Annotated in this window: 11 protein-coding genes; 4 read left to right on the forward strand and 7 right to left on the reverse strand. The window is 67.6% G+C overall.

Annotated features, from left to right (window positions below; all coding sequences use genetic code 11):
- Positions 1-30 precede the first annotated feature (30 nt).
- Genes CAL12_RS17950 through CAL12_RS17960 form a run of 3 tightly spaced genes read left to right on the forward strand, consistent with a single transcriptional unit; the run spans position 31 to position 2,101 of the window.
- A complete protein-coding gene (locus CAL12_RS17950; protein ID WP_086065876.1) occupies positions 31-1,047 on the forward strand; it encodes a glycosyltransferase family 9 protein in 1,017 nt (338 codons plus the stop codon).
- A gap of 14 nt (positions 1,048-1,061) precedes the next feature.
- Entirely contained in the window at positions 1,062-1,826 is a 765-nt protein-coding gene (locus CAL12_RS17955) for a YdcF family protein (protein ID WP_086065877.1), read from the forward strand.
- Positions 1,826-2,101, forward strand: coding sequence for a YkgJ family cysteine cluster protein (locus CAL12_RS17960; protein WP_086065878.1), 276 nt, complete (start codon positions 1,826-1,828; stop codon positions 2,099-2,101). Before CAL12_RS17955 ends, CAL12_RS17960 begins: the two co-directional genes overlap by 1 nt.
- 19 nt (positions 2,102-2,120) lie before the next feature.
- Here the strand turns inward: CAL12_RS17960 and CAL12_RS17965 are convergent, their stop codons facing one another.
- From CAL12_RS17965 to dnaE, 6 genes are read right to left on the reverse strand one after another with little or no spacing between them, the layout of a single operon-like run.
- On the reverse strand, positions 2,121-2,849 hold the full coding sequence (locus CAL12_RS17965) for a polysaccharide deacetylase family protein (protein ID WP_086065879.1): 729 nt from the start codon (positions 2,847-2,849) through the stop codon (positions 2,121-2,123).
- A gap of 8 nt (positions 2,850-2,857) precedes the next feature.
- The gene (locus tag CAL12_RS17970; protein WP_086065880.1) at positions 2,858-3,982 is read right to left on the reverse strand and encodes a glycosyltransferase family 4 protein; all 1,125 of its coding nucleotides are present in this window, start codon (positions 3,980-3,982) and stop codon (positions 2,858-2,860) included.
- On the reverse strand, positions 3,979-4,755 hold the full coding sequence (locus tag CAL12_RS17975; protein WP_086065881.1) for a glycosyltransferase family 2 protein: 777 nt from the start codon (positions 4,753-4,755) through the stop codon (positions 3,979-3,981). Before CAL12_RS17975 ends, CAL12_RS17970 begins: the two co-directional genes overlap by 4 nt.
- A complete protein-coding gene (locus tag CAL12_RS17980; RefSeq protein ID WP_086067963.1) occupies positions 4,752-5,600 on the reverse strand; it encodes a polysaccharide deacetylase family protein in 849 nt (282 codons plus the stop codon). Before CAL12_RS17980 ends, CAL12_RS17975 begins: the two co-directional genes overlap by 4 nt.
- Before the next feature lie 11 nt (positions 5,601-5,611).
- The gene (locus tag CAL12_RS17985) at positions 5,612-6,712 is read right to left on the reverse strand and encodes a glycosyltransferase family 4 protein (protein WP_086065882.1); all 1,101 of its coding nucleotides are present in this window, start codon (positions 6,710-6,712) and stop codon (positions 5,612-5,614) included.
- On the reverse strand, positions 6,709-10,209 hold the full coding sequence (gene dnaE / locus CAL12_RS17990) for a DNA polymerase III subunit alpha (protein WP_086065883.1): 3,501 nt from the start codon (positions 10,207-10,209) through the stop codon (positions 6,709-6,711). Before dnaE ends, CAL12_RS17985 begins: the two co-directional genes overlap by 4 nt.
- Before the next feature lie 141 nt (positions 10,210-10,350).
- Here dnaE and lpxO point away from each other — a divergent pair, with 141 nt between their 5' ends.
- On the forward strand, positions 10,351-11,250 hold the full coding sequence (gene lpxO / locus CAL12_RS17995; protein ID WP_086065884.1) for a lipid A hydroxylase LpxO: 900 nt from the start codon (positions 10,351-10,353) through the stop codon (positions 11,248-11,250).
- 33 nt (positions 11,251-11,283) lie between these two features.
- Here lpxO and hrpA read toward each other — a convergent pair whose 3' ends face one another.
- Positions 11,284-15,264 carry an ATP-dependent RNA helicase HrpA gene (gene hrpA / locus CAL12_RS18000; RefSeq protein WP_157793024.1) on the reverse strand — a complete coding sequence of 1,327 codons (3,981 nt, stop codon included), beginning with the start codon at positions 15,262-15,264 and terminating at the stop codon, positions 11,284-11,286.
- Positions 15,265-15,278 lie beyond the last annotated feature (14 nt).

The raw sequence follows: 15,278 nt of genomic DNA on the forward strand, positions 1-15,278 counted from the left end.
GTGTTCTTCACATTGCTGATTACCTCTTTTATGCCATCCATCACACGTCTGTATGTGCGGCTGCCCAATTGGGTAGGCGATGTCTGCATGAGCTTGCCTACGCTGCGCCTGCTGCGCGGCACCGGGCTGCCGCTCGTCCTGTGCGCCCGCCCCTGGGCCAGGGACCTGCTTGCCGGCGTGGCCGGCCAGGACGACTTCATCGCCATGCGGGGCGCGCTCTGGCAGGACCGCGGCGCCGTGCGGCAGCATGTGCGCCAGGCCGGCAGGGGCGGCGTGGCCCTGGCGCTGCCGGATTCCCTGTCCAGCGCGGCGGCCTTCCGGCTGGCGGGCCTGCCGGTGGCCGGCTACCGTGACGACGGCCGCAGCCTGTTGCTGCGCTGGCCGGTGGACAAGCCCGGCGCGTCGCTGCACGCGGTGGAGTCCTGGTATTACCTGGCGCGGCAGGCCCTGTTGCGCTGGGGGCTGCCCGCCGGCGACGCGGCGCCCGCCGCCGAGCTCGGGCTGGCCCTGACCGCCGCGCACCATGCGCAGGCGCAGGCCACCCTGGATGGCGCGGGCTTGGGGCAGGCGCCCTTCGTGCTGATCGCGCCGACGGCAACCGGCCTGCATCGGGGCCGCAACAAGGTGTGGCCCGGCTACGCCGAGCTGACCCGCGCATTGCAGGCCCGCGGCGTCCGGGTGGCCATGTGCCCGCCCCCCGCCGAAGTGGAGGCCGCCCGCACCAATGCGCCGGACGCCCTGCTCCTGCCGGCCCTGGGTCTGGGCGCCTATGCCGCGCTGACCACCCGCGCGGCGCTGGTCATATGCAACGATTCCGGGGTGTCGCACGTGGCGGCAGCCACCGGGGCGCGCCAGATCACGCTGTTCGGGGTCACGCAGCGCGAACGCACCGGCCCGTGGTCGGCGTCCGCGCATTGCCTGGGTTCCGACCAGGGCTGGCCGGGCGTGCAGGAAGTCCTGGGCGAAGCGGAAGCGCTGTTGAATGCCGAGAATGCCGACAAGGGCGGCCGGACGCCGCATGAATTGACAGGCGCGGCGCCGGCCTGAACAATTGTCGCGGTATGTCTATCGTCAGTCTTCTCGCTTATCTGATCATCCCCCTGTATTTGTGCCTGACGCTGGCGGGCCTGGGCGTGGTGCTGGCGTTGTTGCGCTGGCGCAAGACCGGCCTGGCGCTGGCGCTGATCGGGGCGGCCTGGGCCTATGCCTGGTCCCTGCCCGCCACCACGCTGTGGCTGGGCGGCATCCTGGAAAGCGAATATCCCTACCGGTCCCCGGCGGAACTGCCGACCGCCGACGCCATCGTGGTGCTGGGCGGCAACATCGCCAACGACCGTCCGAACTGGTTCCTGCCCTACGAACGCGAGACCGCGATCCGGCGCTTCCAGACCGCCGAACAGCTGTACGACGCCGGCCGGGCGCCCAGGATCGTCCTGTCGGGCGGCGCCCTGAGCGGCGACGTCAGCGAAGCCGAGGGCATGGCCCACGCGCTGCGCCAGTCCGGCGTGCCGCGCAGCGCGATGATCCTGGAAAACGACAGCCGCACGACGTATGAGAACGCCATCCTGACGGAAGGCCAATTGAAGGAACACAACATCCGCACGGTGCTGCTGGTGACCTCGGCCCTGCATATGCCGCGCGCGATGGCGGCCTTCCGCAAACAGGGCGTGACGGCAATTCCCGCGCCATCGCAACCGCAGATCGAGCTGCCGGCCTCGCCGCGGATTTCGCCCTGGCTGCCGGACGAGCGGGCGTTCGACGGCAGCCGCTCCATCATCAAGGAGTACACGGGGCTCTTCCTGTACTGGCTGCGGGGCTGGATCTGATGGACGCCTCCCCCGTCTCCTGCCGGCCGGGCTGCGGCGCCTGTTGCATCGCGCCGTCCATTACGCGTCCGCTGCCGGGCATGCCCGCGGGCAAGCCGGCTGGCGTCCGCTGCGCGCAATTGACCGACGACATGCGCTGCGCGGTGTTCGGGAAACCGGAACGGCCGGACTTCTGCGGTGGCCTGCGGCCGGCGGCGGACATGTGCGGCCCCGATCGCGGACACGCCATCGCGTGGCTGACGCGCCTGAAAGCAGCGACCGCGCCCTCGGCCTGACGCCGGCGCGGCGCCACGCCTACCAGCGGCGGCGCTTGCGGTCCTCGGAGGACGTCAGGGTCTTGCGCAGGAAGGAGAGCAAGCCCGTCGAGCCCGCCACCAGCACGCGCGGCAATCCCATCGGGTCGTCCTTGGCATTGGCCAGGCCGCGTTTGGTCAGCGTGGCGTTGTCGTAGCCGGCCTCGCGCGCCATGGCCATGACGGCTTCGTTGTATTCGCCGTACGGATAGCAGAATGCCGTGACCGGGCCGCCCAGCGCGTCTTCGAGCTCCTGGCGCGAGGCGCCGATCTGGCGCCGGGCCTCGTCGGGCGCGAGTTGCGGCAGGTGCACGTGATCCAGGGTGTGCGAGCCGACCTCGTTGCCGGCAGCCGCCCATTCGCGCATTTCCGCGGCGGTCATGAGCGGCGATGGCGGCACGCCCTGCGCGTGGTCCCAGACATTGCTGCCGCCGAACTGGCGGGCGACGAAATAGTTGGTGGCGGTAAAGCCGTACTGCGCCAGCACGGGCAGCGCGTTGCGGTGCACGTTGCGATAGCCGTCGTCGAAGGTGATCCCGAACACCTTGCCGCTGCGCTCCCCGCGCAGGTACGGCATCAGCTCGCGCATGGACAGGCCGCGGTAGCCGAGACGGCGCATCCAGGACATCTGCCGCTTGAAGTCGGCCGTGTCGACGGTCAGGCCGCGGTATGGCGTGTCGCGCGGCGGCAGCGGGCCGACCTGGTGGTACATGAGGATGGGGATAGCCATGGCGGCGATTATAGGTTCGGACGCTGGCCCCGCACTGCCGCCTGGTAGACATCGAAGGTCGCGTCGACGAAGGTGGACAGGTTGAATTCGCGCAAGCTTTTCTCGCGCGCCGCCGCTCCCATGGACAGCACGCGCGACGGATCGGCCAGCATGCCGCGCAACACCTCCGCGATGGCGCGCGGATCGCGCGCCGGAACGATCCAGCCGTCGTGGCCGTCGCTGACGTTTTCGGGCAGGCCGCCCGCATTCGATACCAGCGCCGGCAGGCCCAGGGACATGGTCTCCCGGCAGGCGAAGGACAAGGCCTCGCGGTAGGACAGCACGAAGCCGACGTCGCAGGCGGCCAGTACGGGTCGCACATCGTCCAGCAAGCCGGGGAATACCACCTGGTCCTGCACACCCAGCGCGCGCACGCGCGCCATCTTCTCGTCATTGGGCGGGTCGCCCGCCACTAGGACGCGGAACCGCTGGCGTTCGTCGGGCCCGAGCTGCGCCAGGCCGGCCAGCAGATCGAGCCAGCCCTTGTCGTAGTCCGTTCCGCCGGAACTGCCCAACAGGATCTTGCCGGGGGCCGTGGGGCCGAAGTATTTTTCGCGCAAGGCGGGGCGCAGCGCATCGGACGGCGGCGCGAAATAGTCCGTGTCGATGCCGTGCCGGATGGTGGCGATGGGCAGCCGGCCATAAGGCGAGCGCCGCAACAGGCCGGCGACGAACTCGCTGACCGCGATGACGCTGTCCGTGCCGAAGCGCGCGCGCATCCGATGCCCCACGGTATCGAGCGGCAGATCGTTGTGCTTGGTGAAGACGATGGGCGGGCGCCGCATGCCCAGGGTGGCGATCATCGCCAGCCGGTGGTCCGTCGATCCGTTCACATGGATGAGGTCGTAGCGTTCCGTGCGGATCAGGCGCCGCAAGGCCGCCGACTCGCCGAACAGCGCCGCCGCCCGCGAACGAAAGGGAATATCCACGGCGCGCACGCCGGGCAGCTCCCCGGCATAGCGGTACAAGCGGCTGGTGCCCGGCGTGGCGACCGTAATGTCGTGCGCGTGCCCCAGGCCGCGCGCCAAGTTCATGATGTAGGTGACGTGCCCCCCGCCATTGCGCGGATGGAAGTTCGTGTAAAGGATTTTCAAGGACGGGGAGCGCCGTCGCGGCGCGCGTTTTCGGAGAGGAACATCAGCTTGGCATAGCGGAAGAAACTGCCCGCCGCGGCCGTCACCGCCAGGACCAGCCCATGGCGGCCATCGAGAAACCCACGCCGGATCACATAGATGCGGATGAAGGTCCAGAAGCCATGCCCCAGCGCGCCGAAGATGCCGGTGCGCTTGCCGCGCGCGTGCATCATGGCCGCCGCGTCGGAAGAGTAGCGATTGACCTTGTTGACCAGGGCATCCAGGTGGGGATACGGGTAGTGCAGGAAATGTCCCTCCAGCCGGCCGATGGCGCCAGGCTGCGCGGGCACCACCTTTTCATGCACCGCCGCGTCGCTGAAGCGCGCGGCACCGCGGCGAAACAGGCGCAGCACGTGATCGGGCCACCAGCCGCTGTGGCGGATGAAGCGGCCGCAGAAATCCGACAGCCGGGCGATTTCGTAGGCGTCGAATTGTGGCGCCGCGATGGCCTGCTGGATGGCGTTTGCGAGTTCCGGCGTGACGCGTTCGTCGGCGTCGATGGACAACACCCATTCGCCTTCGGCGAGGTTCAGCGCGCGATTTTTCTGCGGGCCGAAGCCGGGCCAATCGTGGGTCTGTTCCACGGTCGCGCCCATGGAGCGCGCCAATTCGACGGTGTTATCGGTGCTGCCGGAATCGACCACGATGAACTCGTCGGCGAACGCCACCGAGTCCAGGCAGGCAACGATATTCGCCGCCTCGTTCTTGGTGATGACGATGACCGAGAGTTTCATGCGCGTCCCCTGAGACGGCGTTTCCAGGCCTTCCAGGCGTGGTAGCGCGGCCCCCAGAAGGGATGGCCGCCCAGCCACAGCCGCCGCGCCAGCCAGCGTCCAGGCCGGTCGCGCACCGCGAAACGGTAGATGTGTTCAGGATCGCCGCCGGCCAGGTTCTGGCCCAGGGCATCGGTCGTATAGAAATAACGGAAGTCCGCCTGCCGGCCGGCCTCCAGGTAATCGGTGTCGAAATAGCCTTGCGGCCAGCAGAGGTGCGGGCTGTGCTCGCCCAGGCGGTCGGCCAGCACGGCGCGCGACTGCCGCAGTTCTTCGGCGATGCGGTCGCGCTTCAGCGCGCTATCGTCGCCACAGACCTTGTCCCAGCGCGTGTGCGTGTGCGTGTGGCTGTGGAACTCGAAGCTGCCGGCCGCGCGCATGGCTTCGATCTCGCTCCAGCGCGCCATGACCTTGTCGGCGCGCTGGTCGCCGATCGCGGCCTTGCAGGCCGCATGGTCGGGTACGGGTGGCGCCCCCGCCTGCCCCGCCACCGGACGGGCCGGACCGTCGCCGATCCAGCCGGTGACGATGAACATGACTGCGTGCATGCCGTAGCGATGCAGGATGGGATGCGCGTGCACCCAGTTGTCCAGATAGCCGTCGTCGAAGGTGATCAGCACGGACTTTTCAGGCACCGGCTCGCCGGCCAGGTGGGCGGCGAAACGATCGGCCGTCAGGGCGGTGTAGCCGTCCCGCGCCAGGCGTTCGATCTGGCTTTCGAAATGCGCGGGCGTGGTGGCGATCATGCCGCCCGCCGGCGTGACGTGGTGGTACATCAGCACCGGCACGTTGTGCGCGCGACGCAGGGCCTGTGGCTTCATCGCCGCCGCTCCGCCAGCCATTTGCGATAGATGATCTCGGTGCGTTCCGCCAGCCGCTGCGGGGAGAATATGCCTTCTTCGCGGATCATGCGGCGTCCGGCGTCGCCCATCTGGCGCCGCAGCGCCGGATCGTCGATCAGGCGGCGCAGCGCCTCGGTCAGCGCGGCCTGGTCCTTGGACGGCACCAGGAAGCCGCTGACGCCATCGCGGAACATTTCAGATACGCCGCCCACATTGGTACCCACCACCGGCAGGCCGCTGGCCTGCGCCTCGACGTACACGGTGCCGGACGCCTCCTGTTCGGTGGCCAGCGCGAACAGGTCGAAGCCGGCCAGCAGGTTGGGCACGTCGCGCCGCGTTCCCATCAGGTGGATGCGCGACTCCAGGCCCAGTTCGCCGATGTAAGCCTGCACGCGTTCGAAGGTGGGCGAACCGCTGCCGACGAACACCAGGTGCAGATTGGGCCGCGTGGCCATCAGCGGCCGCATGGCATCGATCAGGGCGATATGGCCCTTGGCCGGGCGCATGACGGCGACGCAGCCCACGACGATATCGGTTTCGGCCAGGTTCAGTTCGTCGCGCAGCGTGGATTTCTCGATCGGCGGCGGCGGCACGATGGGCGAATACAGCGTCGCGACGCGTTCGCGCGGCACCCCGCGTGTGATCAGGTACTCGCGCACATGGTCGCTGACGGTGGTGACCCGATGCGGCAGTATGGTGTAGGACCACATCGACCCGACCTTGCTGGCCAGATGGCGGGTGCGCACGATCAGCGGCGTGCCGGCCATGCGCGCCGCCGGCGCCGCGATCACGGTGTCGCGGCGGCTGTGGGTATTCAGCACGTCGAATTGGCCTTCGCGCAGGATGCGGCGGATGGCGGCGATGCCCTTGAAGTAATTCGGCACGCCGTCCATATCGACCTGATGGACCTTGAAGCCCTCGTCGCCCAGCCGCTTGACCAGCTGCGCGCGCGATTGGCAGATGGCCTCCATGTGATGGCCACGCTCGCGCATGGCGATCATCTCCTTGAAGATGCGATGCTCCTGCCCGCCGAACGCCACCGCGGCCTCGGAATGGACGATGCGTAAAGGTGTCATGAGTAGGAGATCTCCACGCCCTCCGGACGGGTCCATTCGTTGAGGCGGTCCAGCAGCGCGTCGGCCATGCGCACGCGCCAATCCTCGCCCAGCCGCACCGTGCACAGGAAATTGCCGCGCGTGTAGATCACTTCCACCGGCGTGCCGGGGATGCCGTTTTCCGGTTCGGCACGGTAGGGATTGAGCAGCTTGCGCAGGTGCTCGGCGTCGGCATTGCCGTTCAGGCGGATGCGCAGCGACCGCGCGCGGGCCTCGCGCGCCAACTGCAGGTCAAACAGCGATTCCGCGACGATGCGCATGCCGCCGGAATATTCGTCATTGCTGACCTTGCCATGAACGATGATCAGCTGGTCTTCGCGCAACCGGTTGCGGTGCTTTTCGTAGAGTTCGTTGAAGATGGAGATTTCCACCTGGGCGGTGCCGTCGTCCAGCACCGCGAAGACCATCTTGCCGCGCCGCGTCATCATGGCGCGCACGCCCGACAGCACGCCGCACATCCACTGCGGCTCGCGCTGCGGTTCCAGGCGCGCCAGCGTCATGGGTACGATGCGGCGGACCTCATCGCGCCAGGCGTCGAACAGATGGCCGCTGAAGTAATAGCCCAGCGCCGATTTTTCTTCGGTCAGGCGGGTGTGCAGGTTCCAGGGCGGCACCTTGGCCAATTCGCTGGCGACGACGTCGCTGCCGTCGTCATCGCCGAACAGCGATACCTGGTTGGCGCTGCGCGCGGCCTGCTCGGCGGCTTCCATGGCGGTGGGCACGGAGGCCAGCAGCGCGGCGCGGTTGGGTTCGATGCCGTCGAAGGCCCCGGCCTTGATCAGGGCTTCGATGGTGCGGCGGTTCACCGAATGCTTGTCGACGCGGCGGCAGAAGTCGAACAGGTCGCGGAACGGGCCGCCTTCCTGGCGGGCGCGGACGATGTCTTCCACGGCGCTCTGGCCGGTGCCCTTGACGGCGCCCAGCCCATAACGCATGGTGCGGGGCGGCAGGCCCTTGGCCGTGCGCTCATCCGCGACGGGTTCGAAGCGATAGCCCGACGCATTGACGTCCGGCGGCAGCACCTCCACGCCGTTGTCCTTGGCGTCGCGCCAGAAGGTCTGCACCTTGTCGGTGTCGTCCATGTCGGAGGACAGCGTGGCGGCCAGGAACTCCGCGGGATGGTAGGCCTTGAGCCAGGCGGTCTGGTAGGAAATCAGCGCGTAGGCGGCCGAGTGCGACTTGTTGAAGCCGTAGCCGGCGAATTTTTCCATCAGGTCGAACAGCTTGACCGCCAGGTTGGGATCGTGTCCCTTGGCCGCCGCCCCTTGCTGGAACAGTTCGCGATGCTTGGCCATTTCCTCGGGCTTTTTCTTGCCCATGGCGCGCCGCAGCAGGTCGGCGCCCCCCAGCGAGTAGCCGCCGAAGATCTGCGAGATCAACATCACCTGTTCCTGGTAGACGATGACCCCGTAGGTGCTCTTGAGCGTACCCTCCAGGTCGGAATGGAAATAGTCGACCGGGGCGCGTCCGTGCTTGCGGTTGACGAAGTCGTCCACCATGCCCGATTCCAGCGGACCGGGGCGATAGAGCGCCAGCATGGCGATGACATCTTCGAAGGTATTGGGCCGCAGCTTTTTCAGCAGCTCCTTCATGCCGCGCGATTCCAGCTGGAACACGGCGGTGGTGTTGGCGTCGGTCAGCACCTTGTAGGCCGCGGGATCGTCCAGCGGCACGGCCATGATGTCGAAGTCGCGCTTGCCCTCGTTGAACTGGCGCACGTAGCGCACGGCCCAATCCAGGATGGTCAGGTTGCGCAGGCCCAGGAAGTCGAACTTGACCAGGCCGGCGGCTTCGACGTCGTCCTTGTCGAACTGCGATACCGCGCTGTTTTCCTGCCCGGGCTGGCAGTACAGCGGGCAGAAGTCGGTGAGCTTGCCGGGCGCGATCAGCACGCCGCCGGCGTGCATGCCGATGTTGCGCGTCAGGCCTTCCAGCGGCTGCGCCAGGTCGACCAGCCCGCGCACTTCTTCTTCCTGCTCATAGCGTTCCTTGAAGGCGGGCTCGTCCTTGAGCGTGCGTTCCAGGGTCCAGGGATCGGCCGGGTTGAACGGGATCAGCTTGGACAGGCCATCGCAGAACAGGTAAGGCATGTCCAGCACGCGGCCGGCGTCGCGCACCACCGCCTTGGCGCCCAGGGTACCGAAGGTGGCGATCTGGCTGACGGCATCGCGGCCGTACTTTTCCTTGACGTAATCGATGACGCGTTCGCGGTTGTCCTGGCAGAAGTCGATATCGAAGTCGGGCATGGATACCCGCTCCGGATTCAGGAAGCGCTCGAACAGCAAGTCGTAGCGGATGGGATCCAGGTCGGTGATGCCCAGTGCGTACGCGACCAGCGAACCGGCGCCCGAGCCCCGGCCCGGTCCCACCGGCACGCCGTTGTTCTTGCCCCAGTTGATGAAGTCCTGCACGATCAGGAAGTAGCCGGGGAAGCCCATCTGGATGATGGTCTTGCACTCCCAGCGCAGGCGTTCGAAGTAGGCGTCGCGCTTGGCGTTGCGCTCTTCTTCGTTGGGGAACAGGAACAGCAGGCGCTTTTCCAGGCCCTGCTCGGACAGCTGGACCAGATAGTCGTCCAGGGTCACGCCTTCCGGCGTCGGGAAATTCGGCAGGCGCGGCTTGCCCAGCACCAGCGTCAGGTTGCAGCGGCGGGCGATTTCCACGCTGTTGGCCAGCGCCGAGGGGACGTCGGCGAAGCGCCGCGCCATTTCGTCGCTGTCCAGCATGTACTGGTCGGCGGTGAAGCGGCGCACGCGGCGCGGGTTCGCCAGGATTTCGCCTTCGGCGATGCAGACGCGCGCCTCGTGGGCCTGGAATTCATGCTTGTCCAGGAACTGGATGGGATGCGTGGCGACCACCGGCAGCTTGCAGGCGCCCGCCAGGCGCAAGGCGGCCTGGACATAGCCCTCGTCGCCATCCATGCCGGCACGCTGCAGTTCGATGTAGTAGGCATCCGGGAAAGCCGCGGCCCACTGGCGCGCCAGGGCCTCGGCCTGCGCGGCATTGCCAGTTTCGAGCGCCTGGCCGACGTCGCCGGCGCGGCCGCCCGACAGCACGATCAGGCCAGTGGCCTGTTGCAGCCATTCGCGCCGGACTTCGGCGCGGCCCTTGTGCTGGTTGGTCAGGTACGCGCGCGACAACAACTCGCAAAGATGCAGGTAGCCCTCGCGGTCGCGCACCAGGACCAGCATGCGGTGCGGCTTGTCCCGGTCGTCGTCGTTGGTCAGCCAGATGTCGCAGCCCGCGACGGGCTTGATGCCGGCGCCGCGCGCGGCCTTGTAGAACTTGATCAGGCCAAACAGGTTGGACAAATCCGTCAGCGCGACGGCGGGCTGGCCGAGCTTGGCCGCGCGCTTGACGAGGTCGGAGATACGGACGGTGCCGTCCACCACCGAAAACTCGGAATGGACGCGCAGATGGACAAACGGGGACGGGGCGATGACGGCTTCTTCTGACATGACCGCGATTGTACTCAGCGGACCGCCCTGACGGACCGTCCCGCGGCACATTCCGCCCGCCCGCGGGTGCCATCCCGACGCCAGCTGTGCAAGAATAGGCGGTTACCCGATACTTTCCGCGTCTGACGCTCAGAAATAGCTATGAAATGGCTGATCCCCGGCATCTGGCTGGCGTCCATCCTGTATGGGCATTATCGCGGCCGCGTGCGCCTGGCCTGGTCACGCGTGTTCCTGGACCATTCGGTGCTGCTGGCCCCGGTCAACGCCTTCATGGTGCTGGTCTCGCGCGTCCCCACGACGCCCTATGTGTCGACCCGTGAAATCCCGGAACTGCAGGTGCTCCAGGACAACTGGGAAATCATTCGTGACGAGGCGCTGCAGATGGCCGAACTGCGGCGCATCAAGGCGGCGGAACGCCACGACGACATCGGCTTCAATTCTTTTTTCAAATACGGCTGGAAGCGCTTCTACCTGAAGTGGTACGACGCCCGCCACCCGTCGGCCGAAGCGCTGTGTCCGCGCACGGTGGCCCTGCTCAAGACCCTGCCCAAGGTCAAGGCGGCGATGTTCGCCGAACTGCCGGATGGCGGCAAGCTGAACCCTCACCGCGATCCCTTTTCCGGTTCGCTGCGCTATCACCTGGGGCTGGCCACGCCCAACGACGACCGTTGCTATATCGACGTGGATGGCGAACGCTACAGCTGGCGCGATGGCGAAGGCGTGGTGTTCGACGAAACCTATATCCACGAAGCCCATAACCAGTCCGGCCAGAACCGCATCATCCTGTTCTGCGACGTAGAACGGCCGCTGCGCTGGCGCTGGGCCGAGGCCTTCAACAGCTGGTTCGGCAAGGTGGTGATGTCCGCCGCCAGTTCGCCGAACGACGAAGGCGACAAGACCGGCGCGATCAACCGCCTGACGCATGCGCACTGGCGCCTGGACCAGGTGCGCAAGCGCTTCAAGGCCTGGAACCGGCCGCTCTACAAGGCCATCAAGTGGGGCCTGGTGGTGCTGGTGGTCGGCGCCTTCGTCTGGATCTGACCGGCCGGGCGGCGCCCCGGCGGCAACGCCGGTTCAGCGGCGCATCGATTCCCATGACTTCTGCAGGCGCTTGACCGACACCGGCACGGGCGTACGCAGTTCCTGCGCGAACAGCGCCACGCGCAGTTCTTCCAGCAGCCAGCGGAATTCGTCCAGCCGTGGATCGGCCGCGCCCTTCAAGGCGGCGCGGGCGCGCTGGTATTGCGTCAGCAAGGGCGCCATGTCGGCCATCAGACGCTGGTCGCGCGCCGGATCGGCGCGCAACTTGTCGACGCGGGCGACGGCGGCCTTCAGGTAGCGCGGGAAATGCGCCAGCTGCGCGTAAGGCGTGTCGCGCAGGAAGCTGGGCGGCACCAGCGCGCCTATCTGCTGCTGCAGATCGGCATAGGCGGCCGCGTGGCTCTTGGCCTGCGGCAATTTGCGCTGCAGGGCCGCCCATTCCGTCAGCACGGCGGCGGTCAGCCGCGCCACTTCCTGGGCCAACAGGCCCAGGCGGCCCTTGCCTTCCAGGCGGCGGGCTTCGAACGCTTCCTGGTCGACCGGCCAGGGTTCGGCCAGGCAGGCCCGTTCCAGCGCGCAATCGATGATCTGGTCGCGCAGGCTTTCCTGGCTGCCCAGCGGCATGAACAGCATGCTCATGCGGGTCAGGTCCGGCAGGTTCTTTTCCAGGAACTTGATCTGCTCGCGCAGCCCCAGCCGGAACAGCCGCAGCAGACCGGCCTTGTGGTGCCTGCGGGCTTCGTCAGGATCGTCGAAGACGTCCAGGTCGCAATGCGTGCCGCGGTCCACCAAGGCGGGATAGCCGATCACGGACTGGCCCTTGCGCTTGATTTCCATGATTTCCGGCAGCGGGCCGAAGGACCAGGTCGTGAGGCCATCCTGGGCCAGGGCTTGCGCCACCTGCGTATCGCGCGCGGCCAGCTGCTGGAAATCGGCCTGCGCCTGGCGTCCGAATTCCGCCTTCAGCGACGCCAGGTTGCGGCCGGCGGCCAGCATGCGCCCGTGCTCGTCCACCACGCGGAAGTTCATGAACAAGTGTGGCGGCAAGGTTTCCAGCTTGAAGTCGGCAGGCGCCGGACGCACCTTGACCTGCTGCCACATGTCGTCCGCCAGCGCATCGAGCAGGCCCTGCTGCGGGTCGCCCAGGCGATCGAACCAGCGATCGTAGAAGCCGGCCGCATAGTCGGGCAAGGGCACGCAGTGGCGGCGGATCTTCTGCGGCAGGGATTTGAGCAGCAGCTGGACCTTTTCCTTCAGCATGCCGGGCACCAGCCATTCGCAGCGCTGCGGGTCGATCTGGTTCAGCGCGAACAGCGGCACGGCCAGCGTCACGCCGTCGCGCGGCGAGCCGGGTTCGAAGTGATAGTCGAGCGCCATGGTGACGCCCTGCCACTCCACCTTCTTGGGGAAGACCTCGGTGGTGATGCCCGCGGCCTCGTGGCGCATCAGCGCGTCGCGCGTCAGCAGCAGCGCGTCGGCGGCCGCCTTGTCCAGGCCGGCGTACCACTTTTCCAGGGTGGCGGTCTGGCTCATCCCGGCGGGTATCTGGCGATCGTAGAAGGCCTCTATCAGCGCCTCGTCGACCAGGATGTCGGGCCGGCGGGCGCGATGCTCGAGCTTTTCGATCTCCGCGATCAGGCGGCGATTCTGCGCGACGAAGGGCAAGCGGGTGTCGATCTCGCCCGGCACCAGGGCTTCCCGGATGAAGAGCTCGCGCGCGTGCTGAGGATTGATGCGGCCATAGTGCACCCGGCGGCCGGCGTAGATGACGAGGCCATACAGGGTAGCGCGCTCGTTGGCGACGACCTGCCCCGCTTTCTTTTCCCAACGCGGGTCGGACCAGTTGCGGCGCAGCAGGTGCGCGGCGGCCCGTTCTATCCAGGCGGGTTCGATGCGCGCGACGCAACGCGCGTACAGGCGCGTGGTTTCCACAAGCTCGGCGGCGATGATCCAGCGTCCCGCCTTCTTGACCATGCGCGAGCTGGGGTGGATGTGGAAACGGATATCGCGCGCGCCGTGGTAATGACCGCCCTCGTCGCTCTTGTAGCCGATATTGCCGAGCAGGCCGCTCAGGAGCGCCATGTGGATCTGTTCGAATGTGGCTTCGGTCTGGTTCAGGCGCCAGCCCTGCTCGCCCACCACGGATGCCAGCTGCGTATGCACGTCGTGCCATTCGCGTAGGCGCAGAGGTGACAGGAAATTCTGCCGCAGCAGGCCCACCAGCTTGCGCTGGGACGCCTTGTGCTGCACCTGTTCGCCGTACCAGCGCCACAGTTTCAGGAAGGACAGAAATTCCGATTTGTCGTCGGCGAATTTGGCGTGGGCGTTTTCGGCGGCCTCTTTTTCCTGCATGGGGCGGTCGCGCGGGTCCTGGATCGACAGGGCCGACGCGATGATCAGCATTTCCGTCAGGCATTGGTGTTCGCGCGCCGCGAGGATCATGCGGCCGATACGGGGATCCAGCGGCAGGCGCGCCAATTCCTGGCCCGTGCGGGTCAGAGCGAAGGCGGGGCCGGTGGCGTCGTCGCGCGCGTCGGTCTCCTGCGCTTCGGCGCGCTGCACGGGCTCGATCGCGCCCAGCTCCTGCAGCAGATGATAGCCATCGGCGATGGCGCGGCCCGGCGGCGCTTCGACGAAGGGGAAGTCCTCGATATCGTCGAGCTTGAGCGACTTCATGCGCAGGATCACGGACGCCAGCGAGGAACGCAGCACCTCGGGATCGGTGAAGGGCGCGCGCGCGTTGAAGTCGGCCTCGTCATACAGGCGTATGCAGACGCCGGGACCCACGCGGCCGCAGCGGCCTGCGCGCTGGTTGGCGGAAGCGCGGCTGATGGGCTCGATGCGCAGCTGTTCGACCTTGTTGCGCCAGGAGTAGCGTTTGACGCGCGCCAGGCCGCTGTCGACGACGAAGCGGATGCCTGGCACGGTCAGCGACGTTTCCGCGACGTTGGTGGCCAGGACGACGCGCCGGCCGCTGCCGCGCGGCCTGAAGATCTGTTCCTGCTCGGCCTGCGACAGGCGGGCGTACAGCGCCAGCACCTCGGTGGCCGCGGGATGGCGCTTGCGCAGCGCTTCGGAAGCCTCGCGGATTTCGCGTTCGCCTGGCAGGAACACCAGGACGTCGCCCGGGCCGTGGCGCGCGCACTCGTCCACGGCGTCGACGATGGCGTCGACCAGGTCGCGCTCTTCGTCGCCGGCGCGTTCGCGCGCCGAACGGGAGGCGGCTGCTTCCTCGGTCTCTTCCGGGCGCACGGGGCGGTAGCGGACTTCGACGGGGTACAGGCGGCCGGAGACTTCGATCACCGGCGCGGGACGCTCCGGCTCGGCGGCGAAGTGCCGGGCGAAGCGTTCGGCGTCGATGGTGGCCGAGGTGATGATGACCTTCAGGTCCGGCCGGCGCGGCAGCACGCGCTTCAGGTAGCCCAGCAGGAAATCGATGTTCAGGCTGCGTTCGTGCGCTTCGTCGATGATCAGCGTGTCGTAGCGCTTGAGCAGGGGGTCGCGCTGCGTTTCGGCCAGCAGGATACCGTCGGTCATCAGCTTGACGGCGGCATTCGGGCCGGTGCGATCGTTGAAGCGCACCTGGTAGCCGACGATTTCACCCAACGGGGTGTCCAGCTCTTCCGCGATGCGGCGCGCCACCGAGGTCGCGGCCAGGCGGCGCGGCTGGGTATGGCCGATCATGCGCGTGCGGCCACGGCCGAGGTCCAGGCATATCTTGGGCAGCTGCGTGGTCTTGCCCGAGCCGGTTTCGCCGCTGACGATCACCACCTGATGGTCCTGGATGGCGCGCGCGATCTCGTCGCGGCGCGCGCTGACGGGCAGGTCTTCGGGATAGCGGATGGGCGGGATGACGCGCGGCGTGGCGGCGGGCCTGGCCGCGGACGCGGCGCTTGCGCGCGATGCGGCGGTTGCCGCCGTTGCGGACGATGCTGGCGATGCGGGCACGGAAGGCGAGCCCGCTCCGGGCGCGCCCCGGCCGCGCCGAGAGGGGGTTTGAGGCTTGACGGTCATTTCCGCGATTATAG

Origin of the sequence: Bordetella genomosp. 8, assembly GCF_002119685.1 — a bacterium.
In the GTDB taxonomy this organism is placed as follows: domain Bacteria; phylum Pseudomonadota; class Gammaproteobacteria; order Burkholderiales; family Burkholderiaceae_B; genus Bordetella_C.

Excerpts from the sequence above, each read along its gene's own strand:
- CAL12_RS17950 (WP_086065876.1), top strand. The coding sequence starts at position 31 with ATGCCATCCATCACACGTCTGTATGTGCGGCTGCCCAATTGGGTAGGC.
- CAL12_RS17955 (WP_086065877.1), top strand. The coding sequence starts at position 1,062 with ATGTCTATCGTCAGTCTTCTCGCTTATCTGATCATCCCCCTGTATTTG.
- CAL12_RS17960 (WP_086065878.1), top strand. The coding sequence starts at position 1,826 with ATGGACGCCTCCCCCGTCTCCTGCCGGCCGGGCTGCGGCGCCTGTTGC.
- CAL12_RS17965 (WP_086065879.1), bottom strand. The coding sequence starts at position 2,849 with ATGGCTATCCCCATCCTCATGTACCACCAGGTCGGCCCGCTGCCGCCG.
- CAL12_RS17975 (WP_086065881.1), bottom strand. The coding sequence starts at position 4,755 with ATGAAACTCTCGGTCATCGTCATCACCAAGAACGAGGCGGCGAATATC.
- CAL12_RS17985 (WP_086065882.1), bottom strand. The coding sequence starts at position 6,712 with ATGACACCTTTACGCATCGTCCATTCCGAGGCCGCGGTGGCGTTCGGC.
- dnaE (WP_086065883.1), bottom strand. The coding sequence starts at position 10,209 with ATGTCAGAAGAAGCCGTCATCGCCCCGTCCCCGTTTGTCCATCTGCGC.
- lpxO (WP_086065884.1), top strand. The coding sequence starts at position 10,351 with ATGAAATGGCTGATCCCCGGCATCTGGCTGGCGTCCATCCTGTATGGG.
- hrpA (WP_157793024.1), bottom strand. The coding sequence starts at position 15,264 with ATGACCGTCAAGCCTCAAACCCCCTCTCGGCGCGGCCGGGGCGCGCCC.